Here is an 18,496-nt window from a genome sequence, read left to right as displayed (position 1 = left end):
CAGCATCTTGGGTTCCGGGATGATCCTGACCATGAAAACGGTTCTCGCCCCGGCCCCACGGCTCAACGTTAGGCAGCCAAACCATCCAGAATCGGATCTGTGGGCCGATCGAGCCGATCGCCCCCACAAAGCAGCAAACCCAGGCAAGGATTGTGTTTGATTGATCCCCGGTTTCTGATCCCGGCGCAGTGATCGGAATTAAGAATTTCAACCGAATTGGGCTGAATTTGGGTCAACCCCCGATCGAATCTCGACCCAAAATCCCGATCGCCCGTTAGCAACGCCTTGCAAAATCCCTGGAAATTGGAGAAACCCCGTAGAGATTTCACGGACTATCCCGGCGAAAGGCGATCGCATTCCGATACTATTAACTGTTCGATGCAACTGTTCGACACGAACGTTTTGCTGCGTCATGATTTGATGGCAATCTGCACGCCATAAACTAACCCGATCGCACTTCCTTGGCCATCCCGAGCCAAGCGCTCTGGGTGGCCGGCTTGCTGTCCTACCCCACTAGAGCTGGAATGAGCCTCGAAGCCTATCTAAATCACCCCACGTTTGGGTTATTGCTGATGATTTGTCGGCTGGAAAACAGTCGCGAATTATTTACGACGCTATACGCCCATCGTCTGTTCTTTTTGGTGTCGATCGCGGAGACGGGCCTCCGGTTTGAACCGGTTACCCGCAGCGATGCCCGAACCATGGTCGAGGTCAGAATGCGAGCGCTTCAGCGCAACGGCAACCGGGAGGAATATCAAGCGGTGCGGGCCGCCTACCAGCGCACCTTCCAGTAAAATCGCCTTACGAATCATCCTGTTGCCATGAGTGCGCCGTCTATGTCCCAGGATTGGGTGCAGGCTTTGGCTATGCTGCCCCGTTTGTCCCAGCGGGTCGAATTTTTGCGCGATCATTTGCCGGACTCGGTGCGATTCATGGCCGTTTCCAAGACCTTTGGCCCCGAATGTGTGCGAGAAGCCTATGAATGCGGGATTCGGGACTTTGGGGAAAATCGCGTGCAGGAAGCGGCAGAAAAACGCGCCGCCCTCAGTGACCTGACGGATATTCGCTGGCACTTAATTGGCCAACTGCAAAGCAACAAGGCCAAAAAAGCCCTGGAACTGTTTGAGTCAATTCATTCGGTCGATCGATTGGAGTTGGCCCAACGGCTCGATCGCCTGGCCGCCGAACGCGATCGCCCGCCCCAAATTTGTCTGCAAGTGAAGTTGCGGCCCGACCCCAACAAGGCCGGTTGGTCGCCGAGTGAACTGCAAGCGGCCTTGCCCGAGCTGGATCGGTTAACCCATCTGCAAATTCGAGGATTGATGGCAATTCCTCCCCTGGGCTTAAACGAAGCGGAATTAGCGGACTTTTTTGCCGAAGCCCGATCGCTGGCGGATCAAATCCAAGCCCAACCTTGGCAACGCTTGGCCATGACGGAGCGATCGATGGGCATGTCTAACGATTGGCCGATCGCCCTGCAAGCGGGAGCCACCATGATTCGCCTAGGACGAACCCTATTTGGCGATCGGGCCTAGATTCCTCACCCGTTGAATTGAGGAGATTGCACAAAAAATTCCCCAACCATTCAGCAAGACCTGTCAAGATCTGTCTGAATAGTGACCAATTTTGACCCGATCGACCACTGATCTTCGTGAATGGTGACCATAGGTAACCGCCAACCCCGATCGCTCCCCCTCCGTCGCTCGATCGCCCTTGGCAACCACCCATCCTTCAGTGGCCAACCCGATCGTGGTGGAATCAAAAAAATTGGAGTAGACTGTTGACCAAAAAACGGGCAGCCAATCAATTACGGCTCCTTTTGAATAGCTCATTGGGGTGCAGATTGGGGAATTAGGTCTGGATTCAGACCCTTAAGCAGGCGGCTTTTAGCCCAGTCTGATAAAATCGGGGCGACCTAAACCCCAACCCATTCAACAATCATTGAACAGCCCCGCGCTGGAACCCCATTTTCAAGACAACAAGCGCCGAAAACGCTGAAGGTGACGATCAATCCCATCGGCAGCAAGGATGCAACTCTTGTGGTCAATGGCGGTTTAAATGGTGGTTAATGGTGGTTCGTCGAGGAGTGGATGTTAGGCAACCAAGCCGACGGAGTCTTGGCGGCGTTCAATCAGCCCCTAGAAACTCGTCGGTACTCCAGCCCCCAACGTGGTTAGTAAGTGGAGAGGACGAGGTGAACGCTATTTTTACGAAACTTCGGGATTTTGTGGGTCTGGGTGATCCAGTGGAATACGATTACGACTACGACGAAAACGATAGCAATAACAATGGCTACCGTGGTTCGTATCAGCAGCCAGCGGCGGAATCCCAGCCCGCTGCGGCTCCCACGGATGAGGCCAACGCCCGCCGTAGCCGTCGCTATGCCGCCGTTGCTGATGCATCCGCTTCGTTGGCCGGTGGGTTTCCGGCACCGGCTGCGGCTCGATCGCCCGAGCCGATTGTGCCGCCCAGCCCCCGCGCGACAACTGGAACCCCAACAACTTCTTCTATGAGCAACGTGATTGGTATGCCGGGTGCGGTAAACGGAATTTCCGAAGTGGTGGTGATGGAGCCGCGCTCGTTTGAGGAAATGCCCCAAGCGATTCAGGCCCTGCGGGAGCGGAAGTCGGTGGTGTTGAACCTGACGATGATGGATCCCGACCAGGCCCAACGCTCCGTGGACTTCATCGCTGGCGGAACCTACGCCCTGGATGGTCACCAAGAGCGGATTGGCGAAAGCATTTTCCTGTTCACGCCCAGTTGTGTGCAGGTCAGCACCCACAGCGGTTTGGTGCGCGAAGTGTTCCAGGCCCAGGCTGCGGCCCAGGCTGCCGCTCGCCCTGGCCAAGCCCCCGTTTGGGCAACCGATCGCTTCCAGCAGGCTGCCGCTCAGTAGGCCGCCGCCCAGTCGGTTTAATCACGGCTCAATCTTCAACGATCAATCACGATCGAGGGGCCCTTGAACACCGGGCCAAACTGTAGGGCAGTAGTCAATCTATTGCCCTATATTTTTGCTCTTGACTAAATCCAATCCGCATCGATTGGATCGAAAAATTCAGCATGAGACAAGGTTTATGACGGATTCCGGGGCCGGTGCGGTTTGGCAGTTGGGCGTAATTGGCGGGGGCGTGATGGCCGAGGCAATTTTGGCCCGGTTGTGCGATCGGGACGTGATTCTTGGAGCGCAAATTTGCGTCAGTGAACCCATGGCCGAGCGCCGAGCGACCCTGGCCGAGCGCTATGGGGTACAGGTCACCGATGACAATCGATCGCTCCTGGCCCAATCCCAAATCGTTCTTTTGGCCATCAAGCCCCAAGTTTTTGCCACGGTGGCGGCCCAGGTGGCCGGTGCTTGGGATCCCGCGCGATCGCCCCTGATCCTGTCGATTTTGGCCGGCACAACCTTGGCCAAACTGGAAGCGGCCTTCGGTGGCTGTCCGGTGGTGCGAGCCATGCCCAACACACCGGCCACCGTGGGCGCAGGGGTCACGGCGATCGCCCCCGGTTCTTTGGCCGAGCAGGCGGCCATGGAACAGGCTCGCCAGATTTTTGGGGCGATCGGACAAGTGGTGGAAGTGCCGGAATCTTTGATGGATGCGGTCACCGGGTTGTCTGGGTCAGGGCCGGCCTTTGTGGCCTTGTTTGTGGAAGCGCTCACCGATGGGGGCGTGGCGGCCGGGTTGCCCCGAGCCACTGCCAGCACCCTGGCCCTGCAAACGGTTTTGGGAACCGCCCAACTGTTGCAAGACAGCCAACTACACCCGGCGATCCTGAAAGATCGGGTCACCAGTCCCGGCGGCACAACGATCGCGGGGGTGGCCGCCCTGGAGCAGGCTGGATTCCGTTCCGCCACCATCGAAGCGGTACGCGCGGCCTGGCAACGATCGCAGGAATTGGGCCGCGCTTAGGAACTGTCATCAAATCCCCGAAACCCTGATTCTTGCGTTGCGAGATCGTGGGGAGCAAGGGGCTTAAGCCCCTTGTTTAGGGTGGTTGAGCTAGGAAAATTAGTCGTTCCAGCTTCATTTGATGACACGCCCTAGGGTTCGCCGTTGATGAACCCCCAAGCTTTACCCTCAAGCTTTGCCCTCAGGCTCCGCAACCGCCGCACCCATGAACCCCATGGCCCTCAAGCCCTATCAAAAAATCCCGATCGCGGACTGTGGCGAACCCCTAGTGCCCATCCCGCCCGATCGCTTCCAGCTCTGGGATCCGCATCCCTACGCGGTGTTGGGTGCGCCCTATGGTGACCAATCGCCCTTTTGGGTGCGATCGGGCGTGCTCGATCGGCTGTTGCAGGCCGCCCAATGGTTAGCCCAACAACAACCGGGCTGGCAACTGGCCATCTTTGATGCCTATCGCCCCTTGGCCGTTCAGCAATTCATGGTGGACTACACCTTTGCCGAATTGGCCCTCATGGAAGGGTTGGATCCCGTTGCCCTGGCGCAAAATCCCCAGCATCCCCAAACCCAAGCCCTGCGATCGCGCGTTAGCCAGTTTTGGGCCAGCCCCAGCGACCACCCCGCCACCCCGCCACCCCACAGCACCGGAGCCGCCCTGGATCTGACCCTGATTGACGCGGCCGGGCGGCTGCTGGATATGGGATCCCCGATCGATGAATGTTCCGATCGTTCATTTCCCGACCACTTCGCCCCAGCCACCGATTCCCAACACCAGCAGTTCCACGCCCATCGCCAACTGTTGCGACGGGCCATGGCCGCGGGCGGGTTTGCCCAACATGCCCAAGAGTGGTGGCACTTTTCCTGGGGCGATCAACTGTGGGCCGATCGCACCGGTCAGCCCTTAGCCCACTATGGCCGGGCCTGAGAGGCTGGGTCGGAGGAGTCGCGCCTGAGGAATCGCGCCTGAGGATGCCGCCCCCCCACGGCAAGACACCATGGGCGAGCCACCATGGGCGAGCCACCGAAAACCAGGTGTATGATTGCGAGAAATGGCGCTTCCGGCCAACAGCAGCCCCCCGGGCCCCTGTTGATTGGGTGAGCAGCCTCCAGGCTTTCAGGCAATTGAACCACCGGTCTATGTCTCAGACGGAATTGTTACTGCTCGCCCGGCAGGGCAATGTAGAGGCGATCGCCACCCTCATGAACCGCAAGTTACAGACGGCGGGGATTGCGGTGGAAGTGAGCCTTGATGGCAATTGCCTAATTTTGAATCTGTTGGGGGCCGATCGCGCCCCCGATCGCCCGGCGCTGATGACCTTTGTTCGCAAGGGCATGAACATCTTGAAGGTGGAACCCGTGGGCGTGGTGCGGGTCTCCGGTTGGGCGGCCGGGGCCGGCGCACCCACCTGGACTGATGCCCTCTACCTGGCCAATGATGGCTCTGGCATGTCCTTGGCCACGCCCCCGTTGAGCGCTCTGGGCCTGACCGGTTCGCCCAGCTACACGATCGCCCCCAGCCCAGCCCCCGCGCCCTCGGAGATCAGCGCCACCTACGATCCGGGAAATACCGGGTTTGTTGCGCCGGCCCCCGCGCCCAACCCAGCCCCCGCGCCCCAACTCCCGCCGATTTATCCTGAGCCGACCTATCCCAACCCCGAAGAGGCGATCGACCTGATTCAACCGGAAAAGGTCTATGAAGATTGGCTGGCGGAAACGGGCCAACTGGGTTTCCCGATGCAGGGGGCAATTCCCAAGCTGGCGGAATTTTTGGTGTATTTCCTGAACGCACCGGAAGAACAGCTCATTGACGTGGTTTCCGTGCGCATTGATGACGGGCCGGCGGTGTTGCTGGTGACCAGTACCCGACTTTGCGCGATCGCCCTGCCCTCTTTTTGGAGCCAGCAACCGGTGCGGGAGCTGGCTGCTTTTGCCTATGGGGGCATTTCCCGCGTGGGTGTGTCCCGCGATGGGCTGGGCATTGAAACCACGTTGGGTAAGCAACTGTTGGCCTATTTCAGCAATCCTGTGTTAGGCGAGGCTTTTGTAAATCGGAGTTTAGTGCGTTTTTGTCCGGTGGAGGCGGATCCCTCGCTACCCAGCCCCAAGGACGAGCGATCGATTCTGTTTTATGGTCTGGCGATTTTGGCGGTGGTGTATTTGCTGATTCTGCTCTTGCATTGGATTTGGGGACGCTAGAACCATGGCCATCATCCCGATCGGGGGGCTGATTCGGCTGGGGATTGGTGGGAGCTTGCCTCGATCGGCTTGAGGATGCCCACGAGGATGCTGGCAATTTCTGGCAAATTGCTGAAAATTGAGCGTTGTTGCAGATCTTGGGTGATGGTTTGGATCGAGGATGGGTCGTTTCAGCATGGTTTGAGACTCCAATCGCGATCGGGCGGCTGGGCAATTCAGTCTTGCATTTTTGGGGTGGGCTTGTCGTGATGGGCGATCGGCGCTGATCAAAACAAAAACCGTAGGGTGCATGGGAGGACGGCCCAATGGTTAAAACACGCTGGATGGGTTCTCCCATGCACCGCAGCGCGATCGCTCCCTCACGATCAGATGCTTTCAAGAAATGGTCGTTAAGTGCGTGACGGATTGTGGTGCATGGGAGATGAGGCGAAATCATCACGAGTTACGGTGCATGGGAGATGAGGCGAAATCGTCGTTTCTCTTTGGCCTTGCTCCCATGCACCCTACGGGATGTTGGGGGTAGGCTCCTACAATTGGAGCGGTGATGTGAGGGGGCGGTGGCATGGAACGGGCGGAGTTGTTGGCGCTGCTGGAGCGGGCGAAGGCGGAGGGCTGGACAAAGCTGGATCTTTTACTGAAGGGATTGAGAGAATTACCAGCAGAAATCGGTCAACTACAAAATCTGACAGAGCTTAACCTCTTCGGCAACCAACTGAGTCAGCTCCCGGCGGAAACCACGCAACTGCAAAATCTGACAAAGCTTTACCTCAGCCGCAACCAACTGAGTCAGCTCCCGGCGGAAATCACGCAACTGCAAAATCTGACAGAGCTTTACCTCAGCGACAACCGACTGAGTCAGCTCCCGGCGGAAATCACGCAACTGCAAAATCTGACAAAGCTTGACCTCTTCGGCAACCAACTGAGTCAGCTCCCGGCGGAAATCACGCAACTGCAAAATCTGACAAAGCTTTACCTCTTCGTCAACCAACTGAGTCAGCTCCCGGCGGAAATCGGTCAACTGCGAAATCTGACAGAGCTTAACCTCAGCTACAACCAACTGAGTCAGCTCCCGGCGGAAATCGGTCAACTGCGAAATCTGACAGAGCTTAACCTCCACTACAACCAACTGAGTCAGCTCCCGGCGGAAATCACGCAACTGCATAATCTGAAATCGCTTGACCTCAGCTACAACCAACTGAGTCAGCTCCCGGCGGAAATCACGCAACTGCATAATCTGACAGAGCTTAACCTCGGCAGCAACCGACTGAGTCAGCTCCCGGCGGAAATTACGCAACTGCAAAATCTGACAGAGCTTAACCTCGGCAGCAACCGACTGAGTCAGCTCCCGGCGGAAATTACGCAACTGCAAAATCTGACAAAGCTTTACCTCAGCCGCAACCAACTGAGTCAGCTCCCGGCGGAAATCACGCAACTGCATAATCTGAAATCGCTTGACCTCAGCGACAACCAACTGAGTCAGCTTCCGGCGGAAACCACGCAACTGCATAATCTGAAATCGCTTGACCTCAGCAATAACCAACTGAGTCAGCTCCCGGATTTCATTCGAGAATTGCCCAAACTCGAAAAGCTGGACTTACGCGGCAACCCAATTCCCATTCCTCCAGAAATCTTGGGGCCCAAAGAGCCTTGGGAAAATCCAGGTAATTTACAAACAATTCTGGATTTTTATTTCAACAGCCAACACGATCCAAAACCTCTCTACGAAGCCAAGCTGCTAATCATTGGCGAAGGCGGCGCAGGCAAAACCAGCCTGGCCAAAAAGCTAAAAGACGAAACCTATCAACTCGAAAGCCAGGAAAAATCCACCGAGGGCATTGACGTATTGCCCTGGGAAATTCCCCATCTAGACGGCACGCCAATGCGCATCAATATTTGGGACTTTGGCGGTCAAGAAATCTATCACGCGACCCACCAATTTTTCCTAACTAAGCGCTCCTTATATTTGCTGGTTGCCGATGAACGAAAAGATGACACTGATTTTTATTACTGGCTAAAGGTTGCAGAAACCTTTGGCGACAACAGCCCCCTGCTGATCATCAAAAATGAAAAACAAGATCGCCAATGCAAGCTCGATGAGCGCACCCTACGCGGCGAATTCAGTAACCTCAAAGAATCCCTCAGCACCAACCTAGAAACCAATCGCGGTCTAGACACCATCTGCGCCAAAGTTCAGCAGTATCTCAGCAGCCTCGACCACGTTCAACAAATCATTCCCGCTCACTGGGCTGATATTCGCGCCGTCCTTGAAAACTATTCCCAAAGCCGCAACGTTTTAGAACTCAGGGACTATTTCGATCTCTGCCGCAGAAATGGTTTCAGCACCGAAGCAGATATGCTGGCTGCCAGCCAATTTCTGCATGATTTAGGTATTTGCCTCCATTTTCAAGATGTCCGATTTCTCAAAAGAATCCTGATCCTTAAACCCGAATGGGCAACCGGCACACTCTACAAAATTCTTGATAACCAAGAAGTCAGAGCCGACTTTGGCCGCTTCAATGACGACACCCTCGAACAGCTTTGGGATGAGGGCGATGAATCCCAAATGCGCGACGAACTCTTGCAACTGATGAAAGAGTTTGCCCTTTGCTATGAAATCCCCGGCTGCAAAGGTCGCTACATTGCCCCCCAACTGCTCGAAAAAGAACGCCTTGACTACGATTGGGACAGAACCGATAACCTAATCCTCAGCTATCGCTACCAATTCAAACCCAAAGCGATTTTCCCGCAACTGATCGTGGCGCTCCATGAACAAATCGAGAAGAATTGCCGCGTCTGGAAACATGGCATGGTGATCACCAACGGTTCCGCCCGCGCCGAAATCATTGAAGACGATCGCTACTACGAAGCCGAAATTACCATCCGCGTTTCTGGCTCCAACAAACGCCAACTGCTGACTATTGTTGGCCACGAACTCGACAAAATTAACCGCAGCTATGAACGCCTCACCACCGAAGTCCTAATCCCCTGCAATTGCAGCCAATGCAAAGGCAGCCAAACCCCCCACACCTACTCCTGGGAAAGCCTGCAACGCCGCCTCGCCAACGGCCGCCGCACCGTCGAATGCGACCAAAGCTATGAAGATGTCGATGTGAACCGCCTCATCGACGACATCGCCGAACCCCAACCCCGCGACAACCTCGACAAAATGGAGAGATTCGAGCAACCCAACCAAACTCAATCCGCCTCCCCATTCAGCCCCACAATCAACATCTACAACCAAAACGACAATCAACCCATGACCACCAACATCACCCAAAACCACCACGGCAGCGGCGACAACGTAGCAGGCAACAAAACCGTTAACAACTACCACGCCCCCCAAACCCCCGAAGCCGCCCAACAGGCGATCCAAGACCTGCTGAAACAACTGAAAATCGACGAACAAACCACCGCCGCCAAACTGCAAACCCAAGTCACCTTCAAAGATTTGGAATGGCAACAAACCCTCTGGGCCGCCTTCAAAAACGCCGGCCCCGAACTCGCCAAAAGTGCCGTTGGCATCGCCCTAGCCAGCGCTGGTCTACCCGGCGCGATCGCCGCCGCCGCCTTTAATGTGGTGGTCGAAGGAGTGCGCGGCGGCCTAGATGCCCGTGACGCACTGCCCCCCGGTGAAGACAACCCCTTTGGGACACCAACCTTTTGAGTTGCAACGCTTCCTAAAAAACCAAAAAAAGAGGCAGGAAAATCCCACCCCTTGCGAGTTTCTCTGTGGCATTGCTCCCATATCCCCAACATTCTTAGGGGATAGGCTCCTACAATTGGAGCGGTGATGTGAGGGGGCGGCGGCATGGAACGGGCGGAGTTGTTGGCGCTGCTGGAGCGGGCGAAAGCGGAGGGCTGGACGGAACTGGATCTGGCGGGGCTGGATTTGGTGGAGTTGCCCCCGGAAATTGGTGAGCTAACTCAGCTTCAGGTTTTGATTTTGGGGAAGTGGGACGAGGAAACCGAAAAATGGAAGGGCAATCAATTAACGACGCTGCCGCCCGAAATTGGTCAACTGCAAAATCTGACAAATCTTGACCTTAGCTACAACCAAATTAGCGAGTTACCAGCGGCGATCTCGCAACTGAAAAATCTGACATTGCTTGACCTCCGCGACAATCAACTGAGTGAGCTACCGACGGCAATTGGTGAACTGGAAAGTTTGACTACGCTTCACCTCGGCAACAACCAAATCAGCGAGCTACCGGCGGCGATCGCACAATTGCAAAATCTAACTACGCTTAGCCTCTGCGAAAACCAACTGTGGGAGCTACCAGCGGCGATCGCCCAACTGCAAAATTTGGCAGAGCTTGACCTCCGCGAAAACCAACTGAGGGAGTTATCGGCGGCGATCGCACAACTGGAAAATCTGACATTGCTTGACCTCGGCGACAACCAAATCAGCGAGCTACCAGTGGTGATCGCACAACTGGAAAATCTGACATCGCTTGACCTCGGTAACAACCAAATCAGTGAGCTACCAGCGGTGATCGCGCAACTGCAAAATTTGACATCGCTTGACCTCGGCAACAACCAAATCAGCGAGCTACCAGTGGTGATCGCACAATTGCAAAATCTGACATCGCTTGACCTCAGTGGCAACCAAATCAGCGAGCTACCAGTGGTGATCGCACAATTGCAAAATCTGACATCGCTTGACCTCAGTGATAACCAATTGAGGGAACTACCGACGGCGATCGCGCAATTGCAAAATCTAACTATGCTTAACCTCAGCTATAACCAACTGAGAGAGCTATCAGCCGCGATCGCACAACTGCAAAATTTGACAGATCTTGACCTCCGCGATAACCATCTGAGTGAGTTGCCAGCATCTATTCGAGAATTACCAAAACTTGAACATCTAGATTTGTCTGGAAATCCTCTCCCCATTCCTCCAGAAATTCTATGTAGACAAGAACAGTTGTCTGAAAATTTATGGGGTCTTTATTACGAGTCACAAACTATTCTGGATTTTTATTTCAATAGCCAACGTGACCCCAAACCCCTCTACGAAGCCAAATTGCTGATTATTGGCACAGGAGGCGCAGGCAAAACCAGCCTCACCCAAAAGCTCCAAGACGACACTTATCAACTCGAACCTGAGGAAAAATCGACTGAAGGAATTGATGTTCTGCCTTGGGAGATTTGCCACCTAGACGGCACACCAATGCGCGTCACTATTTGGGATTTTGGCGGTCAAGAAATCTACCACGCTACTCACCAATTTTTCCTAACTAAGCGCTCCTTGTATTTGCTGGTGGTCGATGATCAAAAAGATGAAACCAACTTCTATTACTGGCTAAATGTTGTAGAAACTTTTGGCGATAATAGCCCACTGCTCATCATCAAAAATGAAAAACAAGATCGCCAATATCAGCCCGACGATCGCACCCTACGCGGCGAATTCAGAAATCTCAAAGAATCCCTCAGCACCAACCTAGAAACCAATCGCGGACTAGACACCATTCGCGCCAAAATTCAACAGTATCTCAGCAGCCTTGATCACGCTCAGCAAATCATTCCTGCTCACTGGGCTAACATTCGCACCGTCATTGACAACTATTCCCAAAGCCGCAACATTCTAGAACTCAGGAACTATTTCGATCTTTGTCGTAAAAATGGCTTCAGCACCGAAGCAGATATGCTAGCTGCCAGCCAATTTCTGCACGACTTGGGCATCTGCCTACATTTTCAAAATGTCCCATCCCTCAAGAGATTCCTGATTCTCAGACCTGAATGGGCCACTGTTTCGCTCTACAAAATTCTTGATAACCCAGAAGTTAGAGCCAACTTTGGCCGCTTCAATGACGACACCCTTGAACAACTGTGGGATGAGAGCAATGAATTGCAAACACGCAACGCACTCTTGCAACTGATGAAAGAGTTTGCCCTTTGCTATGAAATTCCCGATTGCAAAGGTCGCTACATTGCCCCTCAACTGCTTGAAAAAGAACGCCTTGATTATGATTGGGACAACACCGATAACCTAATCCTCAGCTATCGCTACCAATTCAAACCCAAAGCCATTTTCCCGCAGCTAATCGTGGCGCTCCACGAACAAATCGAGCAAATTGAGGAGACTTTCTGCGTCTGGAAACATGGCATGGTGATTACCAACGGTTCCGCCCGCGCCGAAATTATTGAAGACGATCGCTACTCCGAAGCCAACATCACCATTCGCGTTTCTGGCTCCAACAAACGCCAACTGATGACCATTGTGGGTCACGAACTCGACAAAATTAACCGCAGCTACGATCGCCTCACCTATGAAGTCCTGATCCCCTGAAATTGCAGTCAGTGCCAAGGTAGCCAAACACCCCACACCTACACCTGGGAAAGCCTGCAACATCGCCTCGCCAACCGCCACCAAACTGCAAAACCGGGTGATGATCCAAGATTTCACTTGGTAGCAAACCCTCTGGGCTGCCTTCAAAAACGCCGCCGCCTTCAACGTGGTGGTTGAAACCGACCTTTTGAGCCGCAACACCTCCCCAAAACCCATAAAAAAAGGGATAGGAAAATCCCACCCCTGTCTGGTTAGGCGGCTCGATCGAACCTCACGGGACGATCGAACCACCCATCAGTCCTGTGATTGACGCTTACGGAGCCGCCACCAAGTCTTTCTTCGCGGCCTCGCTGGCCAGGAATTTCTCCAGTTCCGTCAGTTGATCCGCATCCACCTTGGTTTGCATCGGGCAGAACTTGGGCCCACACATCGAGCAAAACTCAGCGGTTTTGTAGATGTCGGCCGGCAAGGTTTCATCGTGGTATTCCTTGGCCCGCTCCGGATCGAGGGACAGCTCAAACTGCTTGTTCCAGTCGAAGTTGTAGCGAGCTGCCGAGAGTTCGTCGTCCCGATCGCGCGCGCCGGGCCGGTGGCGAGCAATGTCCGCCGCATGGGCCGCGATCTTGTAGGCGATCAAACCGTTACGCACGTCTTCCGCGTTCGGCAAGCCCAGGTGCTCCTTCGGCGTGACATAGCAGAGCATCGCCGTGCCATACCAGCCGGCCATGGCCGCCCCGATCGCACTGGTGATGTGGTCGTAGCCCGGTGCGATGTCCGTCACCAGCGGCCCCAACACATAGAAGGGCGCTTCGGAGCACTCTTCCATCTGCTTCTTCACGTTGAACTCGATCTGATCCATCGGCACGTGGCCGGGGCCTTCCACCATCACCTGCACATCGTGCTCCCAGGCGCGGCGAGTCAGTTGGCCCAGGGTTTTCAGCTCGGCCAATTGCGCTTCATCGGACGCATCGTGGGTACAGCCGGGACGCAACGAGTCGCCCAAGCTGAAGGACACATCGTATTTCTTGAAGATTTGGATGATGTCGTCGAAGTGCGTGTAGAGCGGGTTTTGCTTGTGGTGGTGCAGCATCCAGCGGGCGATGATGCCGCCGCCACGCGACACAATCCCGGTGATCCGGCTCTTGACCAAGGGCAGGTGCTCGATCAAGATCCCGGCGTGGATCGTCATGTAGTCCACACCTTGTTGGGCGTGCTTTTCGATGATGTGCAGGAAATCATCGGCGGTCAGGTTTTCGATCCGACCATGGACGCTTTCCAGGGCTTGGTAGATCGGCACAGTCCCGATCGGCACGGGCGAGGCGTTGATGATCGCCGTGCGGATTTCGTCCAGGTTGCCGCCGCCGGTGGACAAGTCCATCACGGTGTCTGCGCCATATTTCACCGCCAGTTCCAGCTTGGCCACTTCTTCGGCCAGGTTGGAGGAGTTGGGCGATGCGCCGATGTTGGCGTTGACTTTGCACTTGGAGGCAATCCCGATCGCCATCGGTTCCAAGTTGGGGTGGTTGATGTTAGCCGGAATGATCATCCGGCCGCGGGCCACCTCGTCGCGAATCAGTTCGGGGGTGAGGTTTTCGCGTTGGGCAACGTAGAGCATCTCTTCGGTGATGATGCCCTGACGTGCGTAGTGCATTTGCGACACGTTTTCTTGACCGCGACGCTTGGCAACCCATTCGCTACGCAACATATTTGGTTCCTCAAAAAAGTAGCTTTCCTACGCCGGTTTGAACCGGATCAGGTTCTAAGGGTGTGTTCTCAGCCTGGGCAAGGATCCCAGACACCCCTAGCTTGGCCAGTGGTGGAGCTGGCGCTGAGGTTTCATCCTACCATTTTGCCTTGGCTGCCATTGGCTGGAAAACCGGGCGGGGATCGACTGGGGAAAGGATCAATTGGGGAAAGCCACAGAATCGCGATCGGGGTTTGATTGGCGGGCGATCGCGTCTAAATTGGGTGGGAAATTGTGTTGGAAACGTTGTACGGAGTCGCCAGACCATGCCACAGGGGCCAGGATTTTTGTTCACATTTGTCTACTACACCGTGATGGCGACGGTGGTGGCCACTTTCTCGAGTGCGCCGTTGCTGTTTGGTGGACGGTTGGGCCTGGAGGCGATCGAAACAGCCTTGCCGATCGGGCTGGTGTTGGGGCTGTTGGGGGCTTATTTTAACCGCACGGCTTCGCTGGAGCTGACGGTGCGATCGGGCAATGATCTGCAAACGCAACTGGAGCAACTGCTCACGAGCTGGGAATTTGTGACGGTGGATCCCACAACCGTGCTGGGCGATCGCACCGGCATCCAGGTTTATGAACGCGCTTCCTGGCGCAAGTGGTTTTCGGGGCGTGTGTTTGTGCGCATCGAGCGGCAAACGGCCACCGTGGTCAGTCGTGCGGGCCTGATTCGGAAACTGGAGCGACAACTCGGCGCGGTTCTGTAAGGGCGTTAGGGTCGATTTCCTGGAATAACGGTTGTTTCCATCCCTCAACGGTCGCCGCCGCCCTAGACAAGGGGCTTAGGGCCTGTCGTCATTTCCATCGCCGTAGGGGTTGGGTCTCCTAACCCTAACCCGGGCGATCGCCACAACCCTGTCCACCCCTGGGAACACCCAAGGATTACGGGAACCCCCAAATGGGCTGAGAACCTGTCGTAATTACGACAGGCTCTCGACTCTTAATCCTTCCTAACCTCTGGTGTTACCCGGCTCGTCAGTCAGTTCTATTTTTGATACCCCCAGGGGAATTCGAATCCCCGTCGCCTCCGTGAAAGGGAGGTGTCCTAGGCCTCTAGACGATGGGGGCGTATCATTAAGCTTTCGCTCGGAGCGCTCAGGCTCGGTAAACTTACTTTACCATTGCTTGAGTTCTTTTGCTGTGGGCGTTTCGCTCGCGTTTCGCTTGCCGTCCGCGCCTTTCGCGATATCTAAATTAGCGAACTCCTCTAGAAGTGTCAAGCACTCAATTAATTCTTAACAATCGTTAACAATTGATCTCAGCGTCCCGATCGCTCGGGTTAGCCAGCGGTCACTTCATTAACCTGCACGATGCACCGGTTCAGGACGCGGTGGCAACTGCTTTGATGGATGACTCCGGCTTGGGGGTGCTCGTTATGATTGGAGCAGATCCTAGACAAAATCCAAGACCAGCCCGATTCAGCGCCGGCCAGATCCCAAACCAGCCCGTTTGATGTTTGACTGCGGAAGCCTGGGGCGATCGAGCGAGATTGGTTGGCCACCCTGGCGGAATGGCGACGGGCAGCCATGAATAAGTGGAGTATTGGGGCGATCGGGAACTGGTAAATTGCACGAGGCGCAAGGGAGGATTGGGGGAATGCAACAAATTCATCGATCGCGTGACCGATCGGGCCAGCGATCGCCCTCCCGAGCGCCCTTGGGCTGGGCTGTGGTGCTGGGTTGTGTGGCCCTGTTGACCATTGAGGCGATTGATCAAGGGCGATCGGCGGTGGCCCAGGCGCTCCCGGGGGCGATCGACCGAGTTGGGCAACCTCAGCCTGCGCCCCGGGTGACTGCGCCCGGCCCGGATCGTGAGCTGAAGTTTGACTATTCGGTTTCCGGTTGCGAAGATGCCTCGATATCGCCTGCGGTTGCGCCTCTTTGGGCAGCGGCTCGGGCCCTAACCTGCAAAAGTGGGGCATCCGAGGGGTTGACCCGTTCCCCCTTGGCCTTGGGACGAGAGTTGGTCAGCAACATCGCCATCAGCACCGAAGGCAGAACGCTGGTCTTTGGCCATGATTTGACCTACACCTGCTGTGCGGCTTTTGTGCTCGATCGCTCCCTCGATCGCGAAGGCGGCCAATCGATCATCACCGTCGTGGAACGCAATGAGGGGGAACATTGTCGCTGTCTATGCGATTACCAAATTACCGGCACGATCGGCCCCTTGCCGCCCGGTTCCTACACCTTGCGGGTTTATGGAGAATTGGGAGCCGCCCGCGCTCGACAGTTGCTCTTTGAGAGATCGACCGTCATCGGTGGAGAACTGCCGCCCGCTGGGGCCCCCACGAAGCGCTGAACCCTTGGCAACAGTGCCAATCTAAGGCCCTGCTGCCGCCGCTCGATTTCCAGAAAGGGCGATCAAATTCCCATGTATTCTTAAAGAAAGATTTTAAAAAAGATGCTTAGGGAATGTCTGAACAGCCCCAATGGCTACCTTGCGGGCCCCAGCGATCAACATAAACAAGGGGCTTAAGCCCCTTGCCCCGCGACGGTTGATGCTTGGCCCGTGTCGAAAGACACTTTCCAGACATCCTCTTGAGGCAATATTTCTTAGGCAATATTTCTTAGGCGATATTCAAAAGCCAACTTTTAGGGGAAATTCCCCATCCCTCAGCCACGGTTTCCTGTCCCGATCGCATTGCCCACGGTTGCAGCCGGTGACCAATGCCTCGATCGCCCCTTTCGATCGCCCATGTTGACCCTATCCCCTGAACTCAAAGCCCGTTTGGCCGAACCACTCCAAATTGGTTCCGTCACCCTTCAGAGCCGCGTGTTGCAAGCGCCCCTGTCTGGTGTCACGGATTTGGTCTTTCGGCGTTTGGTGCGGCGCTATGCACCCACCTCAATGATGTACACCGAAATGGTGAACGCCACCGGGCTGCACTACGCACGGCAACTTCCGCAAATCATGGAGGTTTCCGCCGAAGAGCGCCCCATCAGCATTCAACTGTTTGACTGTCGCCCGCAATTTTTGGCCGAGGCGGCCCAAATGGCCGTTGAAGAAGGGGCCGACACCGTGGACATCAACATGGGCTGCCCGGTGAACAAAATCACCAAAAACGGTGGTGGTTCTTCCCTGTTGCGCGACCCAGAAACGGCCGAGGCGATCGTGCGGGCCGTGGTGGCGGCGGTGAACGTGCCGGTCACCGTGAAATCACGGATTGGCTGGAACGAAAGCGAAATTAACATCGTGGATTTTGCCCGGCGGATGGAAGCGGCGGGCGCAGCCATGCTGACCGTTCACGGTCGCACCAGGGCCCAGGGCTATAACGGCCCCGCCAAATGGATCTGGATCCAACGGGTGAAGGAAGCGGTTTCCGTGCCGGTCATTGCCAACGGGGATATTTTTGCCGTGGAGGCTGCGGTGCGTTGTTTGGCGGAAACCGGCGCGGATGGGGTGATGTGCTCGCGGGGAACCATGGGCTATCCGTTCTTGGTGGGTGAAATTGACCATTTCCTGAAAACCGGCGAGTTGCGCCCCCAGCCCAGCCCGATCGAGCGGTTGCGTTGTGCCCAAGAACACCTGACCATGTTGGCCGCTTACAAGGGCGATCGGGGTGTTCGCCAGGCCCGAAAGCACATGACCTGGTATGCCAAGGGGTTCTATGGGGCGGCGGAGTTGCGCGGCCAACTCTGCCGGATTGAAACGGCCGCTGAAGGGGTGGCCCTGATCGATCGCACCATTGCCCAAATTGAACGCCACGAAGCCGAATTCGGCGCGATCGGCCCAGAATCAGAACAACCAAACGAGCCAATTAACGAGCCAATCAACGAACCCGTTTTGGCCTAGCCCCGATCGACTCCTCAGAACCTGTTACCTCAAAGGCCCTGAAACAGGAGAGACTCTGAAATAATCATCGGCAATCCTTCTCTTATCGCTTCTTTAATGAAGACCTTTGTTTCCGGGAAAATTCACGGTATCCGCGTCACCGACAAAAGTGTGGATTACAACGGCAGCGTCGGCATTGATGCGGCGTTGATGGAGCGCGCTGGCATTGAAGCCTATGAGCAAGTGCATTTGGTTAATCTGCGCAATGGTGAACGTTGGGTCACCTACGCCATTCCCGCCGGGCCGGGCGAATTTACGCTCAATGGTGGTTCTGCGCGGTTGGGAGAAGTGGGCGACAAATGTTTAGCGATCGCCTATCGCTTGAGCGATCGACCCTTCACGGCTCCCGTTGTTTTTTGTGATGAAAACAATGCCATTGCTGACACCATGCAATACCACATTCAAGGCGGCAACCTGACGGGCCATAACGATTGGGTGGTTCCGGTTCATTAAGCTTGTTGCTGTTGGCCGATCGACATCAACAATCAACCCAAGCCACAAACCCGAGGGCCAATAACCCAAAGGCAACCCCCC

15 protein-coding genes, 1 tRNA gene and 1 riboswitch are annotated in these 18,496 nt (G+C 55.5%); of the genes, 12 read left to right on the top strand and 4 right to left on the bottom strand.

Features of this window, described 5'->3' with window-relative positions; genetic code table 11:
* Positions 1–524 precede the first annotated feature (524 nt).
* Both H6G53_RS05040 and H6G53_RS05035 read left to right on the top strand, forming a co-directional pair.
* On the top strand, positions 525–794 hold the full coding sequence (locus tag H6G53_RS05040) for a PipX family protein (RefSeq protein WP_099533635.1): 270 nt from the start codon (positions 525–527) through the stop codon (positions 792–794).
* A gap of 72 nt (positions 795–866) precedes the next feature.
* Complete coding sequence (locus H6G53_RS05035) at positions 867–1,535, top strand: YggS family pyridoxal phosphate-dependent enzyme (protein WP_099533637.1); 669 nt, start codon at positions 867–869, stop codon at positions 1,533–1,535.
* A 63-nt stretch (positions 1,536–1,598) separates the two neighbouring features.
* On the opposite strand, the gene H6G53_RS05030 is transcribed toward H6G53_RS05035, so the two are convergent.
* Positions 1,599–1,832, bottom strand: coding sequence for a hypothetical protein (locus H6G53_RS05030; RefSeq protein WP_190531223.1), 234 nt, complete (start codon positions 1,830–1,832; stop codon positions 1,599–1,601).
* Between the two features lie 362 nt (positions 1,833–2,194).
* Between H6G53_RS05030 and H6G53_RS05025 the strand changes: the two genes are divergently transcribed.
* The 6 genes from H6G53_RS05025 to H6G53_RS05000 all read left to right on the top strand — a co-directional run bounded on the left by H6G53_RS05025 (position 2,195) and on the right by H6G53_RS05000 (position 12,387).
* Complete coding sequence (locus H6G53_RS05025; RefSeq protein ID WP_099533630.1) at positions 2,195–2,896, top strand: cell division protein SepF; 702 nt, start codon at positions 2,195–2,197, stop codon at positions 2,894–2,896.
* Positions 2,897–3,074: 178 nt separating this feature from the next.
* On the top strand, positions 3,075–3,908 hold the full coding sequence (gene proC, locus H6G53_RS05020) for a pyrroline-5-carboxylate reductase (RefSeq protein ID WP_190531221.1): 834 nt from the start codon (positions 3,075–3,077) through the stop codon (positions 3,906–3,908).
* 214 nt (positions 3,909–4,122) lie between these two features.
* On the top strand, positions 4,123–4,827 hold the full coding sequence (locus tag H6G53_RS05015) for a M15 family metallopeptidase (RefSeq protein ID WP_190531219.1): 705 nt from the start codon (positions 4,123–4,125) through the stop codon (positions 4,825–4,827).
* Positions 4,828–5,039: 212 nt separating this feature from the next.
* Positions 5,040–6,098 (top strand): hypothetical protein, encoded by a 1,059-nt coding sequence (locus H6G53_RS05010; RefSeq protein WP_190531217.1) that lies wholly within the window; start codon positions 5,040–5,042, stop codon positions 6,096–6,098.
* Between the two features lie 562 nt (positions 6,099–6,660).
* Positions 6,661–9,762, top strand: a complete 3,102-nt coding sequence (locus H6G53_RS05005; protein WP_190531215.1) for a COR domain-containing protein — start codon at positions 6,661–6,663, stop codon at positions 9,760–9,762.
* A 144-nt stretch (positions 9,763–9,906) separates the two neighbouring features.
* Positions 9,907–12,387 (top strand): COR domain-containing protein, encoded by a 2,481-nt coding sequence (locus H6G53_RS05000; RefSeq protein WP_190531213.1) that lies wholly within the window; start codon positions 9,907–9,909, stop codon positions 12,385–12,387.
* Positions 12,388–12,700: 313 nt separating this feature from the next.
* On the opposite strand, the gene thiC is transcribed toward H6G53_RS05000, so the two are convergent.
* On the bottom strand, positions 12,701–14,089 hold the full coding sequence (gene thiC, locus H6G53_RS04995) for a phosphomethylpyrimidine synthase (protein ID WP_099533161.1): 1,389 nt from the start codon (positions 14,087–14,089) through the stop codon (positions 12,701–12,703).
* Positions 14,090–14,099: 10 nt separating this feature from the next.
* A riboswitch (TPP riboswitch) is annotated at positions 14,100–14,200 on the bottom strand.
* Between the two features lie 197 nt (positions 14,201–14,397).
* Here thiC and H6G53_RS04990 point away from each other — a divergent pair.
* Complete coding sequence (locus tag H6G53_RS04990) at positions 14,398–14,838, top strand: hypothetical protein (RefSeq protein ID WP_099533142.1); 441 nt, start codon at positions 14,398–14,400, stop codon at positions 14,836–14,838.
* Between the two features lie 288 nt (positions 14,839–15,126).
* Here H6G53_RS04990 and H6G53_RS04985 read toward each other — a convergent pair.
* Together H6G53_RS04985 and H6G53_RS04980 are read right to left on the bottom strand one after the other, a co-directional pair.
* Positions 15,127–15,199: transfer RNA gene (locus H6G53_RS04985), tRNA-Glu, on the bottom strand.
* A 211-nt stretch (positions 15,200–15,410) separates the two neighbouring features.
* Entirely contained in the window at positions 15,411–15,659 is a 249-nt protein-coding gene (locus H6G53_RS04980; RefSeq protein ID WP_190531211.1) for a hypothetical protein, read from the bottom strand.
* A 68-nt stretch (positions 15,660–15,727) separates the two neighbouring features.
* On the opposite strand from H6G53_RS04980, the gene H6G53_RS04975 reads away from it, so the two are divergent.
* The 3 genes from H6G53_RS04975 (at position 15,728) to H6G53_RS04965 (ending at position 18,415) form a co-directional block, all read left to right on the top strand.
* Positions 15,728–16,429 (top strand): hypothetical protein, encoded by a 702-nt coding sequence (locus tag H6G53_RS04975; RefSeq protein ID WP_190531209.1) that lies wholly within the window; start codon positions 15,728–15,730, stop codon positions 16,427–16,429.
* Between the two features lie 396 nt (positions 16,430–16,825).
* Complete coding sequence (dusB, locus tag H6G53_RS04970; RefSeq protein ID WP_190531307.1) at positions 16,826–17,923, top strand: tRNA dihydrouridine synthase DusB; 1,098 nt, start codon at positions 16,826–16,828, stop codon at positions 17,921–17,923.
* Positions 17,924–18,019: 96 nt separating this feature from the next.
* Entirely contained in the window at positions 18,020–18,415 is a 396-nt protein-coding gene (locus H6G53_RS04965; RefSeq protein ID WP_190355930.1) for an aspartate 1-decarboxylase, read from the top strand.
* Positions 18,416–18,496: the final 81 nt, after the last annotated feature.

It is taken from the genome of Limnothrix sp. FACHB-406, from assembly GCF_014698235.1.
GTDB lineage: Bacteria > Cyanobacteriota > Cyanobacteriia > CACIAM-69d > CACIAM-69d > CACIAM-69d.
This window is presented reverse-complemented; position numbering and strand designations above follow the sequence as displayed.

Excerpts from the sequence above, each read along its gene's own strand:
- H6G53_RS04965 (WP_190355930.1), top strand. The coding sequence starts at position 18,020 with ATGAAGACCTTTGTTTCCGGGAAAATTCACGGTATCCGCGTCACCGAC.
- H6G53_RS04975 (WP_190531209.1), top strand. The coding sequence starts at position 15,728 with ATGCAACAAATTCATCGATCGCGTGACCGATCGGGCCAGCGATCGCCC.
- H6G53_RS05005 (WP_190531215.1), top strand. The coding sequence starts at position 6,661 with ATGGAACGGGCGGAGTTGTTGGCGCTGCTGGAGCGGGCGAAGGCGGAG.
- H6G53_RS05030 (WP_190531223.1), bottom strand. The coding sequence starts at position 1,832 with ATGAGCTATTCAAAAGGAGCCGTAATTGATTGGCTGCCCGTTTTTTGG.
- H6G53_RS05000 (WP_190531213.1), top strand. The coding sequence starts at position 9,907 with ATGGAACGGGCGGAGTTGTTGGCGCTGCTGGAGCGGGCGAAAGCGGAG.
- dusB (WP_190531307.1), top strand. The coding sequence starts at position 16,826 with ATGTTGACCCTATCCCCTGAACTCAAAGCCCGTTTGGCCGAACCACTC.
- H6G53_RS05040 (WP_099533635.1), top strand. The coding sequence starts at position 525 with ATGAGCCTCGAAGCCTATCTAAATCACCCCACGTTTGGGTTATTGCTG.
- H6G53_RS05010 (WP_190531217.1), top strand. The coding sequence starts at position 5,040 with ATGTCTCAGACGGAATTGTTACTGCTCGCCCGGCAGGGCAATGTAGAG.
- H6G53_RS04980 (WP_190531211.1), bottom strand. The coding sequence starts at position 15,659 with ATGGCTGCCCGTCGCCATTCCGCCAGGGTGGCCAACCAATCTCGCTCG.
- proC (WP_190531221.1), top strand. The coding sequence starts at position 3,075 with ATGACGGATTCCGGGGCCGGTGCGGTTTGGCAGTTGGGCGTAATTGGC.
- H6G53_RS05015 (WP_190531219.1), top strand. The coding sequence starts at position 4,123 with ATGGCCCTCAAGCCCTATCAAAAAATCCCGATCGCGGACTGTGGCGAA.
- H6G53_RS05035 (WP_099533637.1), top strand. The coding sequence starts at position 867 with ATGCTGCCCCGTTTGTCCCAGCGGGTCGAATTTTTGCGCGATCATTTG.
- H6G53_RS04990 (WP_099533142.1), top strand. The coding sequence starts at position 14,398 with ATGCCACAGGGGCCAGGATTTTTGTTCACATTTGTCTACTACACCGTG.